We start from the raw sequence: 23,641 nt of genomic DNA on the forward strand, positions 1-23,641 counted from the left end.
TCGGCGCTCAAGTACCGGACGCCGAACCAGGCCGAAGTAACCTATAACTTAGGCCATGAGACACTCTTCAAATCTGCTTGACTAATGGGGAGCAGTACATGATATCCATAATGGGTCAGGGCATCCTGAGATTTGGACAGGTAGATGATATAATCCTTCTCGACGAGCGGTGGCTCGTCTTTGGGGGCTCGGTTGGTTTCTTGTCGCAGACGATAAAAGCTGCGCCAGCCGAAACTAAGGCCAGTAGCAAGAGCAAAAACGAATGTCTTCGGCTGTATGCGGACATAGAATCCCTCCTCAGATTAGATACCGATGTGCCCCGTTGACAGAATCCAGTGTATCCTGCCTCTAAATGACGCGCAAGGTATTCTTTTGTGCAGTTGATTTTTTTTCTGATGTGCGGGGTGTCACTGGCCCGCACCAACAGCAAGAACCCGCCGAAAGCGGTGCGGTACAAGATTCAAAGCCAACTTTCCCATCACGTCGTTGCGAGGAGTGAGGCGAAGCCGAGCGACGTGGCAATCTCATATTTGTCTTGATCGTTGATGCGGGCAGAGACGCCCGACCGCACTTCCTCATTCTTCGTGTGAGACGTCCCTGTCGCGCACTGGACGAAGAGAACATGAGATTGCCACGTTTCGCTCGGAAGCGAAACTCGCAATGGCGATCTTGAAAATGTCTCCTTTGATTCTTGTACCACCGTCCGCCGCGGCGGACGGTGGTACAGGAATCAAAAACAGACTACCAGCAGTGTCATCGCAAGGAAAGCTTTCTTAGGAGTGGCGAAGCAATCTCATGCCGGCCTACCGAAAGGAGATTTCCTTTATCTTGTTATTTCTTTTTACTAAAAAAACGACCCACCTAATGGGTCTCTCTAATTTTTGCATCAATAATGATGGCATTGTCATAGAGTAACCCTACCAAACGATTCAATCTATCGCTCTGAGCCTGCCCGATGTCATCGGCATAATACTGAAGTATGCCGTTCAGTTTGGACTTGTATGAAGAAATTAGGATTCTGTGAAACTCCATGTTAAACGTTGCTTGTAGATGTACTATTGAATCACATTTTATGTCATACACATAAGCCCATTGCATTAACCCTGAATGGTGGTTTATGACGCTAAAGGTCAATTCCATAAGAAGTTGGGCTTCGCGAAAATCGTTCTTGGTCGATCGTCCGGAAGCTTGCTCCACAATATCATCTGTAAGTTCTATAAGAGAATCCTTTATGGGCTTTGTGCTATCCAAGGCGTTATCAATTGAAGCTTTGTGATCGACTTGTACTTTTGAATTCTCATCAGCAAAGGCCGTAAAAGGCGCGTTGACTATAACAAGTGAGATTAGAAAAGCATCTCGCAACATTTTTATCATGACAACCTTTCTCAAAGATTTCTCAATGGGTGGACATTTTCAACATAAGCCAACAACTCCACTATCTATCTCCTAAATTGAGTTGTACCGTGATTGGCTCTCGAATCACAGAATAGATCGCATAACAAGTGAAAGCCCCTAACTTAGGGTCATTTCCAAACTGACCCAGAAGAAGAATCATACAAAAAGGAAAAGCTTCTCCTTCGATTTTAACTCTCAGTTCTTCGAAATCCCCTGTTCCCTCAACATCGATTAAGACCGCTAAGATCATATCATTATCGGGCGGGACCAGACTTTTCTTCCGAATGAGGTTAATTAAACCTTCATCGGTATTATTTCCAGTATAGTGTTCCTCAAGGCGTGTAACCTGAACCGGATGAGCATCACCATCTTGGTTTATCAGATATAGGTCAACATCCGCATCCACATGCAACGACTCATTTGTGATGAGTTCACTTAGGGTATAAGGCTCATCGGGCCGTTGTTTCAGAGGAAGTGCGATTTCTCCTAAATGGCCATCGAAGGTTTCGAACACTTTGGACAATACACAGCCGGCCAAAAGTTCTTGACCTCGCTTCTTTTCCATATGATGCGGAGACTCGCGGAAATGATCTTCAATCGCAGTCGGATGAATGTTGATACGAGGATGGTAAATTGGTCGATACATCACTCTCCCCCTCCTACAACAACCGCTCCCGCTTCGCCAAAAATGCATACAACGCCTTGTCAAATGACATACTCGTATCAATCGGATGGTAATCAATCGATGATTGACGGCACGCCGATGATATCTCACTTGCGAACTGCGACACCTGATTCGCGAAATCTTTCTTTATTTGAAATGGAAGCGTCGTCACTTCTTCGCCCGTCTCCATATCCTTGAATATCGCCTCAGCCCCGAAATTAAAATCCCGTTCGCGCGGATCGAGAATATGAAAAACAATAATCTCATGTTTGTTATATCTGAAATGTTTCAGCCCTGAGATAATCTTCTCCGGCTCATCGAGCAAATCAGAGAGAATGACCACCAGCCCGCGGCGTTTTATCCGCTCGGCCATCTGGTGAAGTGCCGATGAAATATCTGTTTTATCACTCGGCCGCTGGTTGGCGATATCATTGAGTAGCAAATGCAGATGCCCGCTTTTTGAGCGGGGAGGGATGTAGCGCCGGATTTTATCATCGTATGTGACCAGCCCGACTGCATCGCGCTGGCGAAGCATCATATACGACAGCGCGCCGCACAACAATCCCGCATAATCGAATTTGCTCATATCGCCCGAACTGTAAGCCATCGACCGTGAGCAGTCCAAAAGCAGGTACCCCTTGAGGTTCGTTTCTTCTTCATACTGCTTGATATAATATCTGTCGGTCTTGGCGTAAACTTTCCAGTCGATATCTTTGATGGCATCGCCGGGCATATACTGTCGATGCTCGGCAAATTCGACCGAGAACCCGTGATACGGCGACTTATGCAGTCCGGCAATAAAGCCTTCGACCACCATCCGCGCCCGCAACTCAAGCCCTTTAAGTTTTGAAACTGTACCCGGTTGGAGATATTGTCGGTAATCGGCCTGCATTATTGGCTCGCACGCCGCTTCCACAACTCAACAATCACCATGAGCGTCATATACACAATCATCACCAAAATCGCCACACCGCTCAAAGCAACCATATCATCGTAGATCGAATGAAACCCTGCGCCGCTAAGCCCAATAGTGTGAATGACTATTGCAAATCCGAACACGATATACACCGTCTTTTTTATTTTCCTCGGCACATTGGTAAACAGAAAAACAACTCCCAACGCAAAATAGAGAAGGGAGAGGCCATTGATATGCGTGTGCGCAAGTTTGACATTATGTTTGAGCAATCTATATCTGTCCACGATAACCGATGGCGCGCCTACTTCTTCGTTACCGCGAGCATTTTTAAGTCGTCCTAAACCCTGCGCCGAATCGACTGCGGCGCTGTCAAACGGCACATCCTCGCCGGCATCCGCTGAATCCCATCTCGGCGCCTGCACCGCCTCGCTGTCGGCATAAATCTCCGCCATATCCGCAGGCTGGTCAGCATCCATTTTTATTTTCGGTTCTGAAGATGCTGGCGCCGGGTCCGGCTCAACCCGGCCCTGCTCGATATAGAGCAGCCACATCGCCCAGAGCACGACCATCACCATGAGAACCGAAAACATCCCCAGAAATATCTTGGCATAGAGTGGGAGCTGACTCAGTCTAAGATTTGCTATCATAGTTTCTTTAATCTTTCCATTTCTATTCTAATTTCATCAACAACTTCGATGTTTGCAATCTTTTTGACTTTCTCGGCTGTAACCGACATGACATAAAACACGCGTCCGCCGAACTCCTTCGTAAACCGTAAATGTGTTTCCACTTGAATGCCTCTCTCTTTGAATATTTGGGGAATATGAGAAACTTCGCTTACGGGCTTGATTTGCAGTCCAATAAATTTTCCGCCAATCTCGATGAAGAAATCTACATTGTAAAGCCTGTCCCATTCATCTGGCGCAGGGGATATGTTTACATCTAGAAACTTCTCAAGTTGTCCATAAATCGTTGTAATTTCTGTTGTATAGCCGTCATACGAACGATTGATGACAAGATTCTGGATATAGTCAATACAATCTTGCTCAGTGATCACCGCCACCTCGGCAGCCAGTACTTCCGTAACTTTAATATACAGTTTTTGACCAAGTTGAGTTAAATGCTCCTTGGATTTTACATTTATATAATAATATTGCTCCCATTCTTGGAGAGACTTCGGCTAACATTTTCGTATACTTTCGGAGGTCGGCCCAACATTTCGTTTGAAGTTCAGTTGAAAACGGTTAGTCGCAGAATTAAGAATCCACTCTTTTGACAATAGTCCCATCCATTTTAAGCAGAGAACGATTGTTCATTTTCCAATCACGGTCAAGAACAGCTAACCCACTCTTAAGGAAATGAGCATTAACAAAAGTCTTGTTCTTTAAGTATAGATATACAAATAGGTTATTTGCATCATCATAGAGCGTTTCGTCGAATTTTAGCGATACTTGTTTCCCGCGTATCATTTTTTCCATGAATTGCCTGCCCTCTAGTTCGAATCCTACCAAAGGTCTAACTCCCAATAATCTGATATTGAGACCGTTATTGAGGACGAAACGGTCTGGAGCAAGAATTTGCTTTACGGTGTATTGTTCGGGTGCAGCCGAATCGGAATTACCAATGCGAGAGCCGAACTTAAGTTTATGCGGATCGAGCTTTTTATCAAGCTTTAATGGGTCTATAAATTGATATGGCAAGGAAATATAATCTTCTTTGGTCGGTACACTGGAATCGGATAACACATCAAAATCTACATTCGAAAATAATCCCTGGGCTTTAGAAAATTTGTTTTGGATAAAAGGCAAGAACTCCTTGTTGATTTCATATCCCAATGAATTGCGTTGAAGCTTTAGCGCTGTGGCTGCAGTAGTACCACTCCCCAAAAATGGATCGAGCACTGTCTCATCAACAAAACTAAACATCCTAATCAGCCTCTTAGGTAATTCTTCTGGAAACATTGCTAAATGACCATCTTGTTTTTCGCCTGGAAAATTCCAGTGCCCGCTGAAGTAGGAATTCCATTCTTCAGTTGTCATTTTTGAGGCCTCTTTTGCGCTCTTGGTCGCTACAGGAGCTTGCCCATGCTTCTTAAATAGAAGTATAAATTCATAATCAATCTTTACTATCCCATTTCTTGGATAGGGGAAAGAGCCCATCACACTCGCCCCTCCTGTCGTATTGCAGGTAGTCACTTTCTGCCAAATGATAGACCCCATAAAGTCAAAACTGATAGTCTCACAAAAGCGCGTTATTTCGGTGCGAATCGGGATGACCTTATACCGCCCATAATATACTGACCGGGCAAACTGATCCCCAATGTTTATGCAGAGCCGGCATCCGTCGTGAAGAACACGATGGCATTCTTTCCATACAAGGTTGAGATTGTTGATATATTCTTCATAAGAATGATCAAAACCAATTTGATTTGGCGAACCGTAATCCTTGAGTTGCCAATAAGGTGGTGACGTCACAACGAGATGAACACTTTGGTCGTCCACAAGTGACATCTTACGAGCATCTCCTATAATTATTTTGTGAGAGGTACTCATGAGACAACCGCTAAATCGAGCTGGGAATAGTCGGGGGCTTAAACGAATATTGGACGAGAGTGATGCGATCTCTATCCCGACTGAAACGTTTACGGCTACCCATACTATAAAATGTGCTCATAAAATAATGCCGACTCCCATAATCCATAGTATAGGGTAAAAGCATTCAATCCCCTATCACTTCCGCTCTTTGACCGTCTCCATAATTTTTTTTATAATTTGCAGTGTATCGATGCCATCGGCCTCGGCATTAAACGAGGTCACTATTCTATGCCGCAACACCGGATAGGCCGCAAAGCGAATATCTTCAGGTCCCGGAGTCGGGCGGCCATCGAGTATTGCTCGGGTTTTCGCGGCTAAAATAAGATACTGCGAGGCCCGTGGTCCCGCCCCCCAATTGACCCAGTTTTTCACAAACTCCAGCGCCGAGTTTTCATTGGGACGTGTCGCCCGAACAATATCGACCGCATATTCCACAAGATGATCCGATACTGGCACCCGACGTACGAGTTGCTGAAAGGCGACAATATCCTGGGCCGAAAGAATCCGCTGGAGTGTCGGCGTCTGCAGGGTAGTCGTTGCCTTGACAATCTGACGCTCTTCTTCCGCCGACGGATAATTCACAAAGACATTGAACATGAACCGATCAAGTTGCGCTTCAGGCAGGGGATAGGTCCCTTCCTGCTCAATCGGATTCTGTGTGGCCAAAACAAAGAATGGCTCATCGAGCCGATATGTCTCACCGGCCGTTGTGACTTCATGTTCCTGCATCGCCTGCAAAAGCGCGGCCTGGGTTTTAGGCGGAGTTCGGTTTATTTCATCAGCTAAAATGATATTGGCAAAGACCGGCCCTTTGACAAATCGGAACTGCCGTTTGCCAGTGGTGTGGTCTTCCTCGATTATTTCTGTTCCGGTAATATCCGATGGCATGAGGTCCGGAGTGAACTGAATTCTATTGAATGAAAGATTCAACACTCTCGCAACAGTAGAAATAAGCAGGGTTTTGGCAAGTCCCGGCACGCCTACCAAAAGACAGTGTCCCGATGAAAGAAGCGATATCAACAACTGCTCGACAACCTCATTCTGCCCGATGATTACTTTGCCGACCTCGGATTTTATTTGCCTGTAGGCGGTGTTAAGATTTTCAACGGCGCTGATATCGGATTTCGTTTCACTCGGTGTCATCAATTCCTCCGGAAATTTTGTCTTTTGTAAGGGGAAAGTATAAGAATTCAGGAACAGGTATGCGTAACACCCCTTTTATACCCGTCTTGCGAATAAAAGTAACAGCCATATTCATGGGAGTATATAACATAAGAGGGATGCCCGCCAAGAGAAATTGCCGGTCGATGTCATTCCGGCGCGGACCAGAAACGATCTTCATCTTTATCTTGTAGCGATGAACCCTTGCGGTTCAGCGATTCTTAATTCCTCATGAATATGACCCCCCCCCTCTCTCTCAAGGGAAGCGGGGGAAGAACAAGTCGTTAATTGGTTCCGTCGGGTCTTGACTATTCCTGAGCGTAGTGCGGGGATAGTTGTGACCTGACGGTCACTTCGTGCGCGACATCGTGGCTGGTGTACGTCCCGCCACGCCTGCCCACTGTGGCGAGTTCTCTTCTCTTGGTAGGTCAGTCCGCGCCGCGGCGGACTGACATCTTTTCTTCATCTTTAAGCGATTCCGCTGTTTCAGCCATGCACCACATAGAAAAACTGCCTTCTGATTACTTAAATCAGAAGGCAGTCACAATCTGCGGTCATCATCCTATCAATGAACCCGAGAAACCCACACTAAACTATTGCTATATATCAGAGACAATCTAACCCAGCGCTTGATACTTTTTCCCTAAGTTAAAATCTCATATTGGCTTAACAAATTCCGATACTTGTGGATAAGCGACACGTATCTCAACTTGTCAGTGCTCGTTAAAGCGTTTAATTCCCAATGAGTTACATGGATTTCCACAACAAACGCTTTTTGTCCACAAAGCCACCGATATAGCCTACTTGAACTCCTTAGGCTGAAGAGTCGCGAATTCCTTCTTCTCCTTTTGCGGAGCCAGGAAACCCAAATCCGGAGTCTGGTTCTTCATATTGCATGATCCGCAGAAGACTGCTCCCTGTTCGATGACCAGTGATTTGGTCTTTAAGTCCCCATCCATCTCGCATTTGGCCTGAAGTTCAATCTTGTCGCTTGCGACAATATTGCCAGTCATGCGTCCTGCAACTACCGCGCTCACCGATTCGATATCTGCCTCAACAAAACCAGTTGCGCCAACTGTCACACAGTCGGAGCAGATAATTTTCCCCTTGACTGTTCCGTCGACGCGCAAGGCGCCTTTGATGTCGACTGTTCCGGTAATGATTGTGTCTTTGCCAATAATGGTGTTCATGAGACCATCCACTTCATCAGTATTAAAAGGTTTCTTTAGCATACAAGTTGTCCAAAGGGTTTATAGGTTGTTCAAAGAGTCTAACTTCATAATGGAGATGAGCTGTGCTCGAAATCCCGCTATTGCCCGAAAGCGCGATCTGCTGCCCGACAATAACCCTATCGCCCGCGCGAACCAAGAGCGAATCGTTGTGACCATAGAGCGTGGAAATGCTATCGTTGTGTCTAATCACCGCCAGATATCCCATTGTCGAATCAAAATCAGCAAACTCTACAAGGCCAGAACCAGTCGCGAGTACCGCTGAGCCATTGGCGCAGGCAAAATCAACCCCTGTGTGAAATGTGCCCGACAAAGTATCCACCCCGAATAGTTTGAGTATCACGCCTTTAACTGGGGTACCGATAGGATTTGAACCTTTACCTGAGCGCGTGTAGGTAACAGGAGCGGCCTCGCCCAGACTATCGAGTTCGACCGCCATCAGCGTCGAATCATCGGGCAATTCAGGAAATTGATATTCTATCCCCGCCAACTGTGTGAGTCGAGTTACCACGCCTCTGACCTGCTCCATATTGTTTTCAAGTAACTGCACTTTATATCTGTATCGGCGCAATCGCTCATTTTCTTCAGTCAATTGTTCGGTGCGTGCCGCACGACTAAGAATTAGTCCATAAAACGTAAAAAACATCACTATGCCGATAACCGTGACGGCGAATGCCACCATAATTAAGTTCAGCACCCATCGACGCACTCTCCATCCACGACGGCTTTCTGTGCCATCGGGTACGAGCATAAGGGTGACATATCGTGATTCACGCATCAGACCTTGTCAATCCGTTTGAAAAGGTCCCATAGCCGGTCGAGGTCATCCTCGCCATAGTAATCAATTTCAATGCGGCCACGTTTAAGACCGGGATGAATCTTGACCGAGGTCCCAAGCAGTTGTTTGAGACTCGTTTCGACTTCGGCTAAAGCAGGAAGATGGCGTTTTGGAAGAAGCCGTTTCTTTTTCGCGCGAGGTGAAATTGATTCCTGCTCGGTCTGACGCACCGAAAGCGAACCATTGATGATCCGATCGGCCATTTCCAGCATCTTCGGTTCCGATTCAAGGGCCAGCATGGCGCGCCCATGCCCTTCGCTAAGCGCTCCAGCGCGAAGCAGTTGCTGGATTTGTGGGGGGAGGGTAAGCAGACGCATTGTGTTGGCAATGACCACACGCCCTTTTCCGATTTTATTCGCCAACTGCTGTTGCGTGAAATTGCAATGCTCGATGAGCCGGCGGTAGGCTTCAGCAAGTTCGATCGGATTTAAATCCTGCCTGTGAATATTTTCGACGAGCGCAAGTTCCAGCATTTTGGTATCATCGGAAGCATCCATAATAACAACCGGGACTTCGGCAAATCCCGCAAGTCTCGCGGCGCGGTAGCGTCGCTCGCCCGCTATAATAGTATATCCGGAGGCCGCTTTTTTCACCACCAGCGGTTGCATAAGCCCGTTCTCTTTAAGTGATTGAGCCAATTCATTGAGCTTGTCTGTGTCGAACTCATGACGCGGCTGCATCGGATTCGGCGCTATCTCATCGAGCACCAACATCGCAAACTGAGTGAACTCGGTGACGACAGAAGAGCCGTCATCGGTCGGGATGAGTGCGCCAAGTCCTTTTCCTAAGACTAATTTTGTCATCGCGCCATCACCTCTTTTGTGAATGACATATAATTTTCCGCTCCTGTCGAGAGGATATCATAGAGAATGATCGGCTTGCCGAACGATGGGGCTTCGGAGAGACGGACATTTCTTGAGATCACGGTTTCATAAACTTTGTTATCAAAATGTTTTCGCACTTCATCAGAGACCTGTCTGGAAAGATTCAACCGGCCATCGAACATGGTCAGAAGCACACCTTCAATCTGAAGAGCCGGATTGAGGTGGCGCTGGACGAGTTTGATTGTATTGACCAATTGCCCAAGTCCCTCAAGGGCATAATATTCACACTGAATTGGGATAATGAGCGAATCGGCGGCGGTCAATGTATTTACCGTCAAAAGGCCGAGCGAGGGCGGACAGTCTATGATGATATATTTGTATTTGTCCTTAATAGGAGCAAGTGCCGCTTTGAGACGTGTCTCACGGGATAGCATCCCCACAAGTTCGACTTCGGCTCCGACCAGTGAGATAGACGACGGCACCACATTGAGATAGCTCATTTCTGTCTGTACGATGACATCGGATATGCTTTTGCTACCCACGAGCGCTTCATAAATTGAAAATTCTATTTTGGATTTGTCGATACCGACACCGCTGGTGGAATTGGCCTGCGGGTCCATATCGATAAGTAGGGTCTTCTGTTCCGCCGCGGCCAAGCAGGAGGAGAGATTGACAGCCGTCGTGGTTTTGCCGACCCCACCTTTTTGGTTGGCGATCGCTATAATTTTATTCACAATGGGTTCCTTGTTGTCTTATTTCGTATCACAACGTATGGTAGAGCATGAATATACGGGAATCAACTAAAAATATCCCAGCCCCTACAACTTTCTCTGCCCGCCGTGGAGGGTTCTCCCATATTCGTAGGTCAGGATCCTTGCGATCCTGACATTTTATGCTGGCGCACGGGGCTTTCAAGTCCGCTGTGGTGGAACGTACACCAGCCACAAAATATTCCGTTGGGTCTTGGCTATATCGTTGCGTGAACAAGGATATAGGCGCTAAGGCTTCCTAAGTCCGCCGCAGGTGGATGACCCTGACGGTCACCCCGGTGCGGGGCAGAGACGTCCCGCACGAAGCCATTTACCCCGCAATTTCTCTTTAGATCTTCGTGCAGACCGTCTCTGGTCTGCACCAACTGGAAGATCACACAGTCCGCCGCGGCGGAGTGTGGTACAAGATCATGAATCCATGTCTTACCCCGTAGCCCCCTCCCTACCCGCGCTTACGGATTAGCGTGTAACTCTTATTCGCCTCACCTATCCCATCCTTGAAATGAAACGTCTCCACCTCAACATGCGGAGGAATTTTCACCTCCGGCGAAGCATAGTAAACAAAAGTCCCTGCATCAGTGAGTTTACCCGTCAGATGTTTAAGCAGAGGAAGTGTCAGCTTCACATACCTCATTGTGATAAGATCATATTTCGATGTCAGCGCAATCTCCTCGAATGTTTTGGGCAGAACTTCGCCCGGAAGATTTAACGCCACAAGCATCGATCGAAGGGCTTTCGTTTTTTTTAGAGTGCGCTCAATGAGTTTGATTTCGCCGGAAAATTTCCGCGCGAACAGAATTGGAATCGCTGGCAACCCACCCCCTGAGCCGATATCGAGATAGCTCTCACTCACACCGGAAATCTTCTCCAGTGGAAGGAGGCATTCAGCGATCATGCGGGTGAAGCCTTCACGATTTGTTTCACGTGAAACAAGATTGATTTTTTGGTTCAACTCCATTAGCGACGAGTAGTAATTTTCGACTCTATCAAACAGTCTGTACTGTGTGATAACCTCATGCGGATTAAGAAGTACTGATTCCTGCTGTGTGGTCATGAAAGAGCGGCCTGTTCTTTAAATCGTTTCATATATACGGACAAAACAGCCACATCGCCGGGTGTGACCCCTTCAATTCGGCCTGCCTGGCCGAGCGATGCCGGACGAAAACGCTGGAATTTTTCCAGCGCTTCTTTTTTAAGACCGACAATGTTGTTATATGTGAAGCTCACTGGGATTACTTCATGCTCGAGCTTTTTAAATCTGTCAATCTCGCGCTGCTGTTTTTCAATGTAGCCCTGATAGCGAATATAAATGAGGGCGCGATCGGCCGATTCTGTCTCAACGGCATCAAAAAACTCCTTGCCGAAAAGAGCTGTTTTTATTTCATGAAATTCGACGGCCGGTTGTTTGGCCAGTTCAGCGACAGTCATAGTCTGTAATTTGGGAAGCCGGTCAGCTAACGCTCCAAGGTCGGTCACTCGGAGCCGCGTCTTTTCAAAAAGTCTGATTGTCTCTTTTGTACGGGACTGAAGTCCGACAAATGATTCATATTCCGCCGTCTCAATTAATCCGTATTTATGTGCGAAATGGGTCAGCCGATCCCGCGCATTATCCTCGCGAAGAGCCAGTCGATATTCGGCCCGCGATGTGAACATCCGGTACGGTTCGGTGGTCGAGCGGGTAGTCAAATCATCGACCATTACCCCGATGTATGCTTCTGATCTATCGAGTATAAATGCCGGTTCATCTCGAATGGAGAGCATTGCATTGATTCCAGCCATAAGCCCTTGAGCTGCTGCTTCTTCATAACCTGAAGTTCCATTGATTTGACCGGCAAAAAAGAGCTTTTTGATCCGTTTTGTCTCAAGCGATGGCTTGATTTGGTAGGTCGGACAGTAGTCATATTCGACCGCATATCCCGGACGGGTGATGCGTACATTTTCAAGCCCAACTATTGTTCGAATAGCGCCATGCTGGACGTCCTCGGGAAGGGATGTCGAGAAGCCGTTGGGATAGATTTCGTTTGTCCCGTTTCCTTCCGGTTCGAGGAATATCTGATGGGTTGCCTTGTCGGCAAAGCGGAAGAATTTGTCTTCAACTGATGGACAATATCTCGGACCGCCCGCTGTAATCTGCCCGGAAAACATCGGCGAGCGATGGACATTGGCCAGAATAATCTCTTTGGTTTTGGCTGTGGTGCTGGTCAGATAGCATGGACTTTGGATAAATGACTCGCGATTGCTTCTGTGCGAGACGAATGGAATGGGTTCTTCGCCGGGCTGGATTTCACAGACCGACCAGTCGATAGTTGAGCCATCGAGACGTGGCGGAGTGCCAGTTTTGAGTCGTCCAAGTTCAAAGCCAAGTTTGGCAAACGAATCGGAGAGTTTGTAGGCCGCTGGTTCGCCAAATCGGCCAGCTTTGGTTTGCTTTTTGCCAATATGAATAAGTCCACCTAAAAAGGTGCCGGTTGCAACAATAACTGCCTTGCATGTGATCGGCTGGCCAGATTCGGTGCGGATACCGACCACTTTGTCTCCTTCGACCATGATTTCACCGGCTAAAGCTTCGATAACGGTGAGGCCGTTTTGTTTGGCCACAAAGTCGCAGATGAATTGGTTATATTTGATGCGATCAGCCTGGACACGAGTCGACCAGACCGCCGGGCCTCGTGAAAGATTGAGGCGTCGGAACTGAATACCAGTCATATCGGTCGCAAATCCCATAATTCCGCCAAGAGCGTCTATTTCTTTGACTAATTGGGACTTGCCGATGCCTCCGATAGCCGGATTGCAGGACATTAGGGCCAATCGTTGGGCATCCATAGTCACAAGCGCGGCAGTCCCGCCCATGCGTACGACGGCCAATGCGGCCTCGACACCGGCATGCCCACCCCCGATTATAATGACATCAAAATCGCGCATATATACTTTCACCTTGTGCAATCTCGCGTATCTGCTTGACTGTCTTTTGGTGTCGGGCAGGGACACCCAACACAACTTGTGTAAAGAAAAAATAAACCATCCGCCATCGGCGGACTGGGGTGACATTTGCGAAGTGTTGTTGCGAGGAGCGACTTTCTTAAGGCGCGACCCTCCACGGCTGGTCCACCTCGGCGGATGTCAATCTCAATTCTCTTTTCTGCCAATTAATCCGCAATGTTTCACGTGAAACAATTCAATAAACCGTTTACTAAGCCGGAATATATCTGAATTACCATCGATTTACCATCGTTCTTGTACAAAATCATTTTCCAATACAGAATCGTGAGAAAATCTCGCCCAAAATGTCCTCAGTATAGACTTTGCCGATTATTTCATCGAGGGAATTGATGCTCTCGCGCAGGTCAAAAGCTATCAGTTCCGGTGATGCCCCAGCTGTCAGTTTTACCATGGCAGAAGCCAGCGAATCTTGAGCCAATGCCAGTTTATGGCGATGGCGGGCAGAAGTTACAACCAGGCCTGAAGTCAGGTCCGGCATCTTTTGTTCGATACAAGCGAGCAAAGCTGTTTTGAGTTCCTCTATTCCCTCACCAGTAAGACAGGAAATTAACAAGCCGTCATTGGATTTTGTAACTTCATGGATGTTTTTATTTTTTACCAGATCGTGTTTGTTTCCAACAGCAAGTAGCTGATGACCTGAAAGAGCGTTTATGTCAGTCTGCAAGTCGACGATGGCTGTTGTGTCGGACAGATCAAAGAGCCATAACACCAGATCGGCCTTATCGATAATCTGTTTGGCACGTTGCTGGCCTGATTTTTCTATTTCTCCGCCTTCTTTGCGGAGTCCCGCGGTGTCTACAAGGTTTATTGAAAATCCATTAAGTATAATCCATTCAGAGAGATAGTCGCGTGTAGTGCCAGCTTGGGGGTTCACAATTGCCCGATCTTGTTGTAAAAGTCGGTTAAAAAGAGATGATTTGCCGGCATTGGGACGTCCGGCTACAGCTACAGTGAAACCCTCGCTGATAATTTTGCCACCGGTATAGGTCAATATCAATTTTGACAGGTTTTTTTCGACTTTGGTTGCTATTTCAGTTAGTGTGTGATAGGGAGCGGAGTAGTTTTCGTTTTCGGTGAAATCGATTGCGGTTTCGATCTCGGCCAAAAGTCCAAGGAGCCTCTCCCTTAGACTCGTGATATGCTCCGAATATGCTCCAAGAAGATGCTCCCGACTCACGGTATATGAATGGTGCGAATTGGCCGAGATTATTTCGGCTACGGCTTCGGCTTTGGCCAAATCTATTCGTCCGCTGAGGAAAGCGAGTTTTGTGAACTCTCCCGGGAGCGCGGGACGTGCGCCGCACGCTATGATGTCCTCTAAGATCAGCTTAACTATTTGTTGTCCGCCATGACAGAAGATTTCGGCTTGGTCTGCCCCGGTGTATGAATGTCCGCGAGTCATGCAGACAGCCATGACCTCATCGAGCATCTCTCCATTGATAGAATAATAACGCCCGAACTGCATATGCATCGGTTCAAAGCTGATAGACTTGTTGTCTGTGGATCGGACTGACAGGGTGAGCAGTGAATGACTTTTCGGCCCGGCCAGCCGGATGGCCGCAATGCCGCCTTCGCCGGGCGGGGTAATAATCGCGACAATGGTCTCATTGTGCGGGCTGTCGACGCGGCCAGTGTCGACCGAATTGACAGAATCGGTCATAGAAAGACTCAGGCCGTTTTTATCTGGGCGTTTTTGCTGCCGCGTTTGAAGAGAGCGTAGTCTATGAGCGAGAATAGGGAGAATACCGTCCAGTAGAGAACAAGTCCGGCGGCAAAACTATGAAAGATAAAGCCCATCACGAGTGGCATGGCATAAAGAAGCATTTTGTTCTGCTGGGTCTGGGCTGTAGTCAGATACTGCGAGACAAACTGCGCTGCGATCATGAGCACGACGAGAATGATATACGGGTCGGTGAAACTCGATGCCCCATGCGAGAGGTCATTGATGAAGCCAATAAAAGGCGCGTCGCGCAGTAATATGGTCGAGCGGAAGACAGAAAAGAGCGCAAAAAAGAGCGGCATCTGCATGAGCATGGGCAGACAGCCGGAGAATGGATTGACGCCGTTATCTTTATAGAGTTTCATCATTTCAGCGTTGAGAGCCTGCGGATTATTTTTATGTTTGGCCTTCAATTGCTCCAGTTTTGGCCCGAGTTCTTTCATGGCGTTCATGGATTTGAATGACTTAAGTGACAGCGGGAGAGTGACAAGCTTGACGAGCAGGGCAAAGAGAATAATCACTACGCCATAGTTGCCGATAAAGCTGTACATTTTGGGAAGAAGCCAGATGATGGCGAGCGCAAACGGTTTTATTATCCATCCGATATAGGGGGTTGTGCCGATATCGAGCATGTCTTCGAGTTGGACATCGTAACTGGACATCAGGGTATAGTCAAGCGGCCCGGCAAAGACGGTAAAGCTGTCGGTGAACGACGAGCCAGCTTCGATAGGAAGCTCCATCCCGGCAGTGAGATATTTCTCCTGCAGGACATCTCCCTCACTCGGGACATTACGGATTTCACCTTGGGCCATTGCGGCATCGGCGACTTTGTTTTTGGGAATAATGATGGCGGCAAAGTATTTTGAACGGACACCGGCCCACGAGGTGTAGCCAGTGAGGGACTGATTGAGGGTGTTGTTTTGAAAGTCATCAAGTTTGACTCTTGAGCCAGACTGCATCGCTACGGCTTCAATTGCTTCATGGTCAAACTTCTTATCTGGTTCGGTGATACCGATCGGACTGTTCCAATTTATAGAATACTGCTGTTCGAATCCGAGCTGCTCGCGGTTTGTAATTTGGAGGGCAAGGTCGATATGATATTCATCGGGATAGAAGGTATATGTCTTGGTGATTTTGCCCCCGCTCGGCGAGGTGTAAGTGTATGCAAGAGAAAAAGATTGACCTGAGACATCGTATGACCTCGGCTCGCGGCTGGATTGAAACGATAAATCGGATGTCGCGACTGTGCCATTGGCAAAGCGAGCTTCGGGGACTCCGCCATCGGTTTGCGGAATCATCTCAACTGGGCTGCGATCGCGGTAGGTATGTTCTTTGAGGAGAAGTGAGACAAGTCCACCTCCCTTAGTGGAGAGCGTCGCTGTATATTTGTTTGTGTTGATGACCACGCTATCGGTTTCGGTTTGCTCGGTCGGCTGTTGGAGTGAATCAACGGGCGTGGGTTGTAGTGAATCTGTCTGAGAGATGTCGGCCCGGCCAAAGGTCGACGCGGTATCAGTTGGCGTTACAGACTGCGAATTTGTATCGGGGATTTGCTGGGCTGGTTGTTGGTCAGAGGCAGGAGTGAGTCCGAAGAATTGGAGAATCTGCCAGTAGAACATGACGAGTAGAGCGAGAACGATAATTATCGGGAGAGTCTTCTTATCCACAGAGCGCATTCCTTGCTTGGGTTTCTGCTGACACAGAGATGGTTATATTCTTGTGAGAAATGTTTTGCATGAGAAACGTGAAACTACTTCGCAACCGGGTCATAGCCGCCATCGTGACACGGGTGGCATCTGAGCAGACGTTTAATGGCCATTATGCTCCCACGGAAAGGGCCATGGGCGCGAAGGGCGTCTTCGGCATAGCGGGAACAACTGGGATAAAACCGACAGGATCCTCCCAGAAAGGGTGACAAAGTAGCGCGATAGAGATAAATGAGGAAGATAAACGGCCAGGCCAATATGGGTGTGGAAACGCTTTTGGGTGCAGCATCACCGGATTTCATCTTACCTCTCCCCTCTCGCTTTTGTTCACTCTATCAATGGCTGACACTAAATCTTGGGAGATTCGGCTGAAATCGGCCTGGACAGTTTCGGATTTGATGATAAGTCCCATTCTGCCCGGTTGGGTAAGAGAATGTCGGTTGAGGCGGAGAGCTTCGCGGAAAAGCCGTTTTACTCGGTTCCGTTTGACGGCATTGCCAAGCCGACGCGAGACAAAAACTCCATAGGAGAACTGCTCCGACGGTTGCCAGATAAGGGTATGAAATGTCCCATGAATCCGTGTACCGGTCTTGAAAAGTGAATCGATTTCAAGACGGCTTTTCAGACTGAGGTCTCGGGGAAGACTATTTTTTCCGGGCGACGACAACAACTAATCTCTTGCGGCCCTTGGCCCTGCGGCGAGCGAGCACTTTCCGGCCATTCTTGGTAGCCATACGCGCGCGGAAACCGTGATCGTTAATCTTCTTCCGGTTCGATGGTTGAAATGTTCTTAACATAATTTATATACCTCTTCTCAAGTCGGACAATATATAGGTTTCGGAGGCCGCGTCAAGCGGTATTTGGATGTTTTTGGCGGGGGTGGGGAGTACTCGTTCCGTGGTGTCGGGCGAGGGCGCCTGACACCACTTCCAGGAACTGAAAAAAAGATGACAAAACCACAAAAGTTAATTTGAAGCGCCCCGTGTCCGCATGGTTTGACGACATACAACCAAGGAAGTGCGAAACAAGTAGGTGAGGCTTTCGTATTACCAACGAGACACCCAAGTTGACGAGGCAACCGCCGATGCTTTTGGGTTTTAGAGTTGAAATTTCTGAATTCGCGGGTGAGTAGTACGTTCGGCAAGCCTTGGCTCGGGCTGATGGAGTGACACTGACTCGCAGAGGCCAGAGAGATGAAATCGGTCTTGCCCGTAACAAGAACTGGAGACACGACATGAACTCAGCTAAAGCAGTAGCGCGGCAAGCAGGAGTACTGTACTTCCTGATTATGGTAGTGGGGATCTTCGGCGAGTTTTTCTTTCCCGAGTTCGTTGTTCTTGGGGATGCTACAGCGACCGCCCTCAACATTACCGCTGCCAAGCTTACTTACCGCATTGGCATTCTGATTGACTTTGTCTCCCAGATCATGTTTACTTCTTGGTCGTAATGCTGTACAACCTACTCAAAGACGTCAACAAGAAGCACGCCATGCTCATGGTGGTATTTGGTGTCAATCGGCGTCGCCCTGGCACTTGCCAACCTACTCAATGAGATTGCGCCGCTGATACTCCTGAGTGGCGCCGACTACTTGTCGGTTTTCACCAAACCTCAACTGGATGCTCTGGCGCTGGGCTTTCTCAGATTAAACGGCAGTGGAGAATCTGTTGTCATGGCATTCTGGGGTCTCTGGCTCTTTCCCTTCGGCATCCTTGTCATCAAGTCGGGTTTCTTTCCTCGGATCCTGGGCATCTTGCTGATGGTTGCCGGCTTCGCCTATATCATTAGTAGGTTTACATCCATCCTCTTGCCTGCTTACAGGCACGTTGTTTTCCAGGTCATGATGCCGTTGTCTTTCGGAGAGGTGCCGATAATCTTGTGGCTTCTCATCAAGGGAGCAAAGGTGCCGCTACCACAGCCCCGGTCTTCCCATGTCAGCTGACGTCCCGCCCAATGGTGATGCCTAACCCAGTAAAGAAGGGAACTGCCACGTTCAACTATGTAACCGTTCATACGGGCTGTTATGAATATAAATGATTTTGTCCCTGGGCAGGTTGCTGAAGTTTGGTGCGGGGCGGGGACACCCCGCACGAAGTCTTTAGGCACGCGTTGGTGCATGGGGAGGTACACTAACCACGATAAAATAATGACAAGACCACAAAAGTGTCAAGGATGTCCCCGGTTTATGCCGTGGAAGGCCGGGCCCACCGCAAGCGGTGGGGTACCAAAATATATGCGGTTCGGAAATTAATATGCCAATTCTAACTGACCGTGTACGTAACGTGCTGGAATATTTCAGGGTTCGCTCGAAAAGTTATTTTCATTCAAGTACCCCGGTTTCATACGATCCTGACAATATTCTCCCCTACTACATCGACCACGCCGAGCGGGCGATTTATCCCGGGCCCGTCGATTCCGCAGGCATACCATTATATAACCATCGCGGCACGGTTGATTATCAACCAGTGGGGATTGCATTGACGGCATTCGGGAACCTGGATATGTATCGCCGCACTGGAGACGAGACATATAGGATGAGATTTATTCAACTATGCGATTGGTTTGTGGCGAAGCAGGATAACAATGGGATGTGGCTGATTAATCTGTTTGACCGTCAGTATGGACTGATGAAACCGTGGCCGTCGGCATTAACTCAAGGCAAAGCTATTTCCTGTTTGGTGCGGGCATACGCATTAACAAACGATATGCGATATTTGGTTTCGGCTCGAGCAGGGCTAAAATCTTTTCATATAGAAATTCAGGACGGCGGCGTCGTTCGCACAAATGATGGTTTGAGCTGGTACGAGGAATATCCGTCGGCTGTACCGTATCAGGTTCTCAACGGTTTCATTTTCGCGCTTTGGGGATTGTATGATTTGGTTCGCATCGAGGAGAATGCATTGGCACGAGAGTTATATGAAGCTGGTTTGCAGGCACTTAGGAAGAAACTTCCAGAATTTGATACGGGCTATTGGTCGCTCTATCATATTAGTTTTGAAATGACAAATCCGGCGAGTGTGCCGTATCACCGGTTGCATATTGCGCAGGTGCATGCGATGTATAGGATCACAGGGGACGAGATTTTTGAGAGGTATGCCGCACAATGGGAAGAATATCTGAATGGGCGGTTTAACGCCTTGCGGACGTTGCCAGCGAAATTGCGGTGGCGCATGGCGCATTGGATGTGATGCTTCGCTGGTGCACGACACCACAGAGCTAAGAAGATCACACCGTCCGCCGCGGCGGATGGCAATCTCATGTTCTCTTCCTCCGGCGCGTAACCGGGACGTTTCTCACGGGGACGTACACCAGGCACGAATCCATCTTCGTGCGGTCCGCCACGGCGGACTGTCCCGCATCAAGTGACGGTCAGGTCACACTCATATCTTCACTGCGCTCAGATATAAGCAAGACCCGACGTAACAGGAATTTGGTGAGTGAGAAAAAATGTCGAGACCTCGGAAGATATCGACCTGTTATGCGTTGAAGGTTTTCTTTTTGAGTGTGGCCAAAAGCTTTATTGGCTCTTCAAGTTTCAACGCATAAGCGAGACCCAGATAAACCACGATCCCAATAATGCCAAAAATTGTCAACCTGATAAAAGTATAAAGCAGGCTGTGCGTGGCAGATGCTGAAAGCTCGCCTTGGAGAGACGGCCAGAGAGTGTCAAGCCAAAGCCAGAGAGCGGCGACTATGGCGAGCAGAAGGGTGATTTTGAGGATAGAACTTCGCCACAGCTCCCTCATGCTCAATTGGAGCTTTCGGCTCAGATCAAATGACATAATGAGGAATCCTGAAAGCCATGCGAAAGTAGTGGCGAGAGCAAGGCCATCCTGGGCCATCGGATGAACCAGCCAGAGACTCAAAGTAATTTTAATGACAAGCATCACAAGTAGAATGAATCCGAGTCGTTTGAGCAGAGAGCCGGCATAATAGAGGCGCATTTGAAAAAGATAAACCGAGTAGAGCGGGATGCCAATGGCATAATAAAAGAGCGGACTGCTTGTGAGTGAAAGTGATTGCGCGTCGAAGGCCCCGCGCTGGAATGCGACGCGGACAATTTCTTCGGAAAAGATGACCATGCCGACCGCAATAAAAGACATGATAAAAAACAAAAGCCGCACACTGTGTGAGTAGAGCAAGTGGAGTTTCTCTTTTCCGTCCGGTGTGGAATAGTCTGATATCCACGGAAATGCGGCCAGAGAAATTGTAGCGGCGAAGATCCCGGTTGGGATATGGGCCAAAAATATTGCATATCTGAGGGCCGCTATTTGACCATCGCCAAGATACCATCTGGCGAGAATTCGATCGACAACGGGATATATAAGCGCGATGGCTTCGACAAGCCCGACAGCGATTGTGGCCAGAAGAAATGGTTTGATGGCAGCTGTATAGACGGTGAAGGCTTTTGGTTTGATTAATAAAAATGCCGCCGCCCCGTTATAGACGAAAATAACGAATGAACCGACAAGCCATGAGTAGGCCAGCAGTTCAATAGTGATATCATTTTGCCAGAGAAAAAGTATTCCTAGAACGACAGCGTTCACCAAAATTGAAGAAAGGGATGGAACAACGAATCGCTTTTTTTCATAGAGCCAGCTTCGAAAGTATGCCTCCATCCCCCGAAAGAAGATAAATCCCGAGAAAATAAGTATGAGTCGCGCAGCAAGTTCTCTCTGCTCAGGCACAAGATTGGGGTCTATCCAGATCGGGATGCTTTCACGAAACGCTATTAGCAAGAGCGCGATCAGCGCAAAAATTGAGGCGAAGAGAATTGTGCCCGACCAGAACAATTCTGATTCGTCGTGACCTGATTCTTCATGGCTCTTTTTGGCTGGAATAAATGCAGTAGGTATCGCCGCAAAAAAGATGAAGGTCAACAGTTCAGGGAGTGTGAAGGCGATGATGAAGACTTCAAGAGCGGCGCTTGTGCCAAAAAAGTTGGCAATAACGGCTTCGCGGGCAAAACCAAAAAAACGGCTGCCAATATTGGCCAGCACAGTAATAAGCGAGGCGCCGACAAGTGTCGCTGTGCGCGCTTTCAAAGCAGTTCTTTTACCGCATCGTGCAGATCGGCGCGATAGTGCAAACCACCGCTGTCGCTTTGCCGCATCATAGATGAGAATCGTTCGAATTCGCCGAGCGGAACGAGGGCGATCTCGCGGATTTCATGGGTGTCGGTAAAATTGAAATCCCCTGAGAGCCAGTGGGCGGTAAAGATAAATGACCGCCATTCGATGTATTGGCCGTCGATATGAAAATAGACGCGGGTTTGGAGAATGAATCGCTCCAGTTCGACTGTACAGCCAAGCTCTTCGGCAACTTCGCGGGCTATCCCCTTCTCGAATGTCTCCCCCGGTTCGATTCCGCCGGACATGGAGCGAAACAGACTGTGTGGGTAGCTGTGTTTTGACATGACGAGATATTCGCTCCCTTTGGTGATGTAGAGGGTGACATCATGGTTGCGTCCCTCTTTTTGGGACTGTTTGATACGGTCGAATTCTTCGTCGGAGATAATATAGGTGAACTCTTTGAATACTGGAGAACCGTAACGTTCGGCCATGTGCGCGATCATCGAGTCAGTGATGAACATGGGTTAGAACAGTGTCACAATCTCCGTTTGGAGCGGGAGGGTCGTGATTTCAACCCCTTCATTACTGATCAAGACATCAATTTCGGTCCGGAATCCGCAATCAGCCATGTATATCCCCGGCTCGACTGAAAAAAGATGGCCTTGCTGGAGCACACGACGATCCTCGGTTTCGAGGTTGTCGATATTCGGGCCTGTGCCATGGGTTGATGTCGTGATCGAATGGCCGGTACGGTGGGTGAAATACTTGTCGTAACCGGCGGCGATGACGACATTCCGGCAGGCATCGTCGACCTCGTAGCCAAAAACTTGGCGTTTGTCGATGTTGTCGCGAAGAAACTGGATGGCTGCATCGCGGGCGTGGGCGAGGACCGAAAAGAGCTCGTTGTATTTGGGCGGGATTTCGGATTTCCTGCCAGCAAAAGCCATCCAGGTGATATCGGCCATGACGGCGTTATCGATTTTCAGTTTTGCCCAGATATCCAAAAGAATCAGGTCTCCCCTTTTAATGATTTGGGCGTTTTCTGCGGTTGGCTCATAGTGCGGATTGCCGGCATTCTGGTTTATAGAGCAATTGGGGCCGTGGTCGTTAATCATGTCATATTCTTCAAACTGAGCCAGCATGTAATTCATAATATCAAATTCAGTCTGCTTTTTGTTTGTGTTGAGGCAGTCGGCAATATGTTTGAGGGTTTTACTTTTGATCTCTATAAGATTTTTGGCGGCAATGCGATGGGTGGCTATCTGCTCAACCGAGAGCCTCGCTTGAAAGAAGGCAACAAGGTCGGCCGATGTTACAATCTCGCACCCGAAAGAGCGGATAAGTTCGATGGTGCCGGCATCGACAAGGCCAATATACGGGAGCCTGCCGTGGGGGGCGTACTCCATGGCTATCTTTTTGCAGTCTACTAACAGTTTTTGCAGTTCAGATTCAAGAAGGCGGTAAGAAGAAAATGGAATAATGGTGCCCTGGAGGGCGGAGAATTTGGCTTTTTCAATATTATGTACCAACGCAGTCGGGCTGCCGGATGACGGAATAAAATAGCAAAAACGCCGGGTGAGAGTGGTCGGCAGGCCAAGCATCTGCACGGCGATATCATTGCGGCTGTGGAAATCGACCATTAGCCAGCCATCGAGACCGTGCTTTTTTAAATAGCCTTGAATTGTGTCGATTGGCAGTTTCATTGTCTCCCTGTTCCTCTTTTCTGTTTATGTCTATTGCGACTCAGGCAGTATA

Annotated in this window: 22 protein-coding genes and 2 pseudogenes; 3 read left to right on the forward strand and 21 right to left on the reverse strand. The window is 48.2% G+C overall.

Annotated features, from left to right (window positions below; translation table 11 throughout):
- The first annotated feature begins 98 nt into the window (after positions 1-98).
- Positions 99-326, forward strand: a complete 228-nt coding sequence (locus SGI97_01455; GenBank protein MDZ4722570.1) for a hypothetical protein — start codon at positions 99-101, stop codon at positions 324-326.
- Positions 327-861: 535 nt separating this feature from the next.
- Here the strand turns inward: SGI97_01455 and SGI97_01460 are convergent.
- From SGI97_01460 to rpmH, 18 genes and pseudogenes are all read right to left on the reverse strand, one after another.
- A complete protein-coding gene (locus SGI97_01460; protein MDZ4722571.1) occupies positions 862-1,374 on the reverse strand; it encodes a hypothetical protein in 513 nt (170 codons plus the stop codon).
- Between the two features lie 61 nt (positions 1,375-1,435).
- On the reverse strand, positions 1,436-2,044 hold the full coding sequence (locus SGI97_01465) for a hypothetical protein (protein MDZ4722572.1): 609 nt from the start codon (positions 2,042-2,044) through the stop codon (positions 1,436-1,438).
- A gap of 10 nt (positions 2,045-2,054) precedes the next feature.
- Positions 2,055-2,951, reverse strand: a complete 897-nt coding sequence (locus SGI97_01470; protein ID MDZ4722573.1) for a DUF58 domain-containing protein — start codon at positions 2,949-2,951, stop codon at positions 2,055-2,057.
- Complete coding sequence (locus SGI97_01475) at positions 2,951-3,622, reverse strand: hypothetical protein (GenBank protein ID MDZ4722574.1); 672 nt, start codon at positions 3,620-3,622, stop codon at positions 2,951-2,953. The genes SGI97_01470 and SGI97_01475 overlap by 1 nt, the downstream gene beginning before the upstream one ends.
- Positions 3,619-4,263 (reverse strand): annotated as a pseudogene (locus SGI97_01480) (MjaI family restriction endonuclease). The gene SGI97_01475 and the pseudogene SGI97_01480 overlap by 4 nt, the downstream one beginning before the upstream one ends.
- Positions 4,232-5,485: a DNA methyltransferase gene (locus SGI97_01485; protein ID MDZ4722575.1), complete on the reverse strand. Its 1,254-nt coding sequence runs from the start codon at positions 5,483-5,485 to the stop codon at positions 4,232-4,234. The pseudogene SGI97_01480 and the gene SGI97_01485 overlap by 32 nt, the downstream one beginning before the upstream one ends.
- Positions 5,486-5,704: 219 nt before the next feature.
- The gene (locus SGI97_01490) at positions 5,705-6,712 is read right to left on the reverse strand and encodes a MoxR family ATPase (protein ID MDZ4722576.1); all 1,008 of its coding nucleotides are present in this window, start codon (positions 6,710-6,712) and stop codon (positions 5,705-5,707) included.
- An 818-nt stretch (positions 6,713-7,530) separates the two neighbouring features.
- On the reverse strand, positions 7,531-7,962 hold the full coding sequence (locus tag SGI97_01495; GenBank protein MDZ4722577.1) for a polymer-forming cytoskeletal protein: 432 nt from the start codon (positions 7,960-7,962) through the stop codon (positions 7,531-7,533).
- The gene (locus SGI97_01500; GenBank protein MDZ4722578.1) at positions 7,943-8,737 is read right to left on the reverse strand and encodes a M23 family metallopeptidase; all 795 of its coding nucleotides are present in this window, start codon (positions 8,735-8,737) and stop codon (positions 7,943-7,945) included. Before SGI97_01500 ends, SGI97_01495 begins: the two co-directional genes overlap by 20 nt.
- Complete coding sequence (locus SGI97_01505) at positions 8,737-9,600, reverse strand: ParB/RepB/Spo0J family partition protein (protein ID MDZ4722579.1); 864 nt, start codon at positions 9,598-9,600, stop codon at positions 8,737-8,739. The genes SGI97_01500 and SGI97_01505 overlap by 1 nt, the downstream gene beginning before the upstream one ends.
- On the reverse strand, positions 9,597-10,355 hold the full coding sequence (locus SGI97_01510) for an AAA family ATPase (GenBank protein ID MDZ4722580.1): 759 nt from the start codon (positions 10,353-10,355) through the stop codon (positions 9,597-9,599). Before SGI97_01510 ends, SGI97_01505 begins: the two co-directional genes overlap by 4 nt.
- Before the next feature lie 478 nt (positions 10,356-10,833).
- A complete protein-coding gene (locus tag SGI97_01515) occupies positions 10,834-11,445 on the reverse strand; it encodes an RsmG family class I SAM-dependent methyltransferase (GenBank protein MDZ4722581.1) in 612 nt (203 codons plus the stop codon).
- Entirely contained in the window at positions 11,442-13,313 is a 1,872-nt protein-coding gene (gene mnmG, locus SGI97_01520; protein MDZ4722582.1) for a tRNA uridine-5-carboxymethylaminomethyl(34) synthesis enzyme MnmG, read from the reverse strand. The genes SGI97_01515 and mnmG overlap by 4 nt, the downstream gene beginning before the upstream one ends.
- A gap of 322 nt (positions 13,314-13,635) precedes the next feature.
- The gene (gene mnmE, locus SGI97_01525; protein MDZ4722583.1) at positions 13,636-15,051 is read right to left on the reverse strand and encodes a tRNA uridine-5-carboxymethylaminomethyl(34) synthesis GTPase MnmE; all 1,416 of its coding nucleotides are present in this window, start codon (positions 15,049-15,051) and stop codon (positions 13,636-13,638) included.
- 8 nt (positions 15,052-15,059) lie between these two features.
- A complete protein-coding gene (yidC, locus tag SGI97_01530) occupies positions 15,060-16,778 on the reverse strand; it encodes a membrane protein insertase YidC (protein ID MDZ4722584.1) in 1,719 nt (572 codons plus the stop codon).
- An 83-nt stretch (positions 16,779-16,861) separates the two neighbouring features.
- A complete protein-coding gene (gene yidD / locus SGI97_01535) occupies positions 16,862-17,119 on the reverse strand; it encodes a membrane protein insertion efficiency factor YidD (GenBank protein MDZ4722585.1) in 258 nt (85 codons plus the stop codon).
- Positions 17,116-17,484, reverse strand: a complete 369-nt coding sequence (rnpA, locus tag SGI97_01540; protein ID MDZ4722586.1) for a ribonuclease P protein component — start codon at positions 17,482-17,484, stop codon at positions 17,116-17,118. Before rnpA ends, yidD begins: the two co-directional genes overlap by 4 nt.
- Complete coding sequence (gene rpmH / locus SGI97_01545) at positions 17,462-17,614, reverse strand: 50S ribosomal protein L34 (GenBank protein ID MDZ4722587.1); 153 nt, start codon at positions 17,612-17,614, stop codon at positions 17,462-17,464. The genes rnpA and rpmH overlap by 23 nt, the downstream gene beginning before the upstream one ends.
- Positions 17,615-18,051: 437 nt before the next feature.
- Between rpmH and SGI97_01550 the strand changes: the two are divergent.
- Positions 18,052-18,756, forward strand: a pseudogene (locus tag SGI97_01550) (DUF4386 domain-containing protein).
- A gap of 310 nt (positions 18,757-19,066) precedes the next feature.
- Positions 19,067-20,002, forward strand: a complete 936-nt coding sequence (locus tag SGI97_01555) for a D-glucuronyl C5-epimerase family protein (protein ID MDZ4722588.1) — start codon at positions 19,067-19,069, stop codon at positions 20,000-20,002.
- Between the two features lie 288 nt (positions 20,003-20,290).
- On the opposite strand, the gene SGI97_01560 is transcribed toward SGI97_01555, so the two are convergent.
- Genes SGI97_01560 through SGI97_01570 form a run of 3 tightly spaced genes read right to left on the reverse strand, consistent with a single transcriptional unit; the run spans position 20,291 to position 23,589 of the window.
- A complete protein-coding gene (locus SGI97_01560; GenBank protein ID MDZ4722589.1) occupies positions 20,291-21,859 on the reverse strand; it encodes a lipid II flippase MurJ in 1,569 nt (522 codons plus the stop codon).
- Positions 21,856-22,377 (reverse strand): NUDIX hydrolase, encoded by a 522-nt coding sequence (locus SGI97_01565; protein ID MDZ4722590.1) that lies wholly within the window; start codon positions 22,375-22,377, stop codon positions 21,856-21,858. Before SGI97_01565 ends, SGI97_01560 begins: the two co-directional genes overlap by 4 nt.
- Positions 22,378-22,410: 33 nt before the next feature.
- A complete protein-coding gene (locus SGI97_01570) occupies positions 22,411-23,589 on the reverse strand; it encodes a M24 family metallopeptidase (GenBank protein ID MDZ4722591.1) in 1,179 nt (392 codons plus the stop codon).
- Between the last annotated feature and the right edge of the window lie 52 nt (positions 23,590-23,641).

Source organism: Candidatus Zixiibacteriota bacterium (assembly GCA_034439475.1).
Classification (GTDB): Bacteria; Zixibacteria; MSB-5A5; order GN15; family FEB-12; genus JAWXAN01.

Coding starts and splice junctions, on each gene's coding strand:
- SGI97_01475 (MDZ4722574.1), bottom strand. CDS start 3,622: ATGATAGCAAATCTTAGACTGAGTCAGCTCCCACTCTATGCCAAGATA.
- mnmE (MDZ4722583.1), bottom strand. CDS start 15,051: ATGACCGATTCTGTCAATTCGGTCGACACTGGCCGCGTCGACAGCCCG.
- SGI97_01555 (MDZ4722588.1), top strand. CDS start 19,067: ATGCCAATTCTAACTGACCGTGTACGTAACGTGCTGGAATATTTCAGG.
- SGI97_01495 (MDZ4722577.1), bottom strand. CDS start 7,962: ATGCTAAAGAAACCTTTTAATACTGATGAAGTGGATGGTCTCATGAAC.
- SGI97_01570 (MDZ4722591.1), bottom strand. CDS start 23,589: ATGAAACTGCCAATCGACACAATTCAAGGCTATTTAAAAAAGCACGGT.
- rpmH (MDZ4722587.1), bottom strand. CDS start 17,614: ATGTTAAGAACATTTCAACCATCGAACCGGAAGAAGATTAACGATCAC.
- SGI97_01460 (MDZ4722571.1), bottom strand. CDS start 1,374: ATGATAAAAATGTTGCGAGATGCTTTTCTAATCTCACTTGTTATAGTC.
- yidD (MDZ4722585.1), bottom strand. CDS start 17,119: ATGAAATCCGGTGATGCTGCACCCAAAAGCGTTTCCACACCCATATTG.
- SGI97_01470 (MDZ4722573.1), bottom strand. CDS start 2,951: ATGCAGGCCGATTACCGACAATATCTCCAACCGGGTACAGTTTCAAAA.
- SGI97_01505 (MDZ4722579.1), bottom strand. CDS start 9,600: ATGACAAAATTAGTCTTAGGAAAAGGACTTGGCGCACTCATCCCGACC.
- SGI97_01490 (MDZ4722576.1), bottom strand. CDS start 6,712: ATGACACCGAGTGAAACGAAATCCGATATCAGCGCCGTTGAAAATCTT.
- mnmG (MDZ4722582.1), bottom strand. CDS start 13,313: ATGCGCGATTTTGATGTCATTATAATCGGGGGTGGGCATGCCGGTGTC.
- SGI97_01455 (MDZ4722570.1), top strand. CDS start 99: ATGATATCCATAATGGGTCAGGGCATCCTGAGATTTGGACAGGTAGAT.
- SGI97_01565 (MDZ4722590.1), bottom strand. CDS start 22,377: ATGGCCGAACGTTACGGTTCTCCAGTATTCAAAGAGTTCACCTATATT.
- SGI97_01485 (MDZ4722575.1), bottom strand. CDS start 5,485: ATGTCACTTGTGGACGACCAAAGTGTTCATCTCGTTGTGACGTCACCA.
- SGI97_01515 (MDZ4722581.1), bottom strand. CDS start 11,445: ATGACCACACAGCAGGAATCAGTACTTCTTAATCCGCATGAGGTTATC.
- SGI97_01500 (MDZ4722578.1), bottom strand. CDS start 8,737: ATGCGTGAATCACGATATGTCACCCTTATGCTCGTACCCGATGGCACA.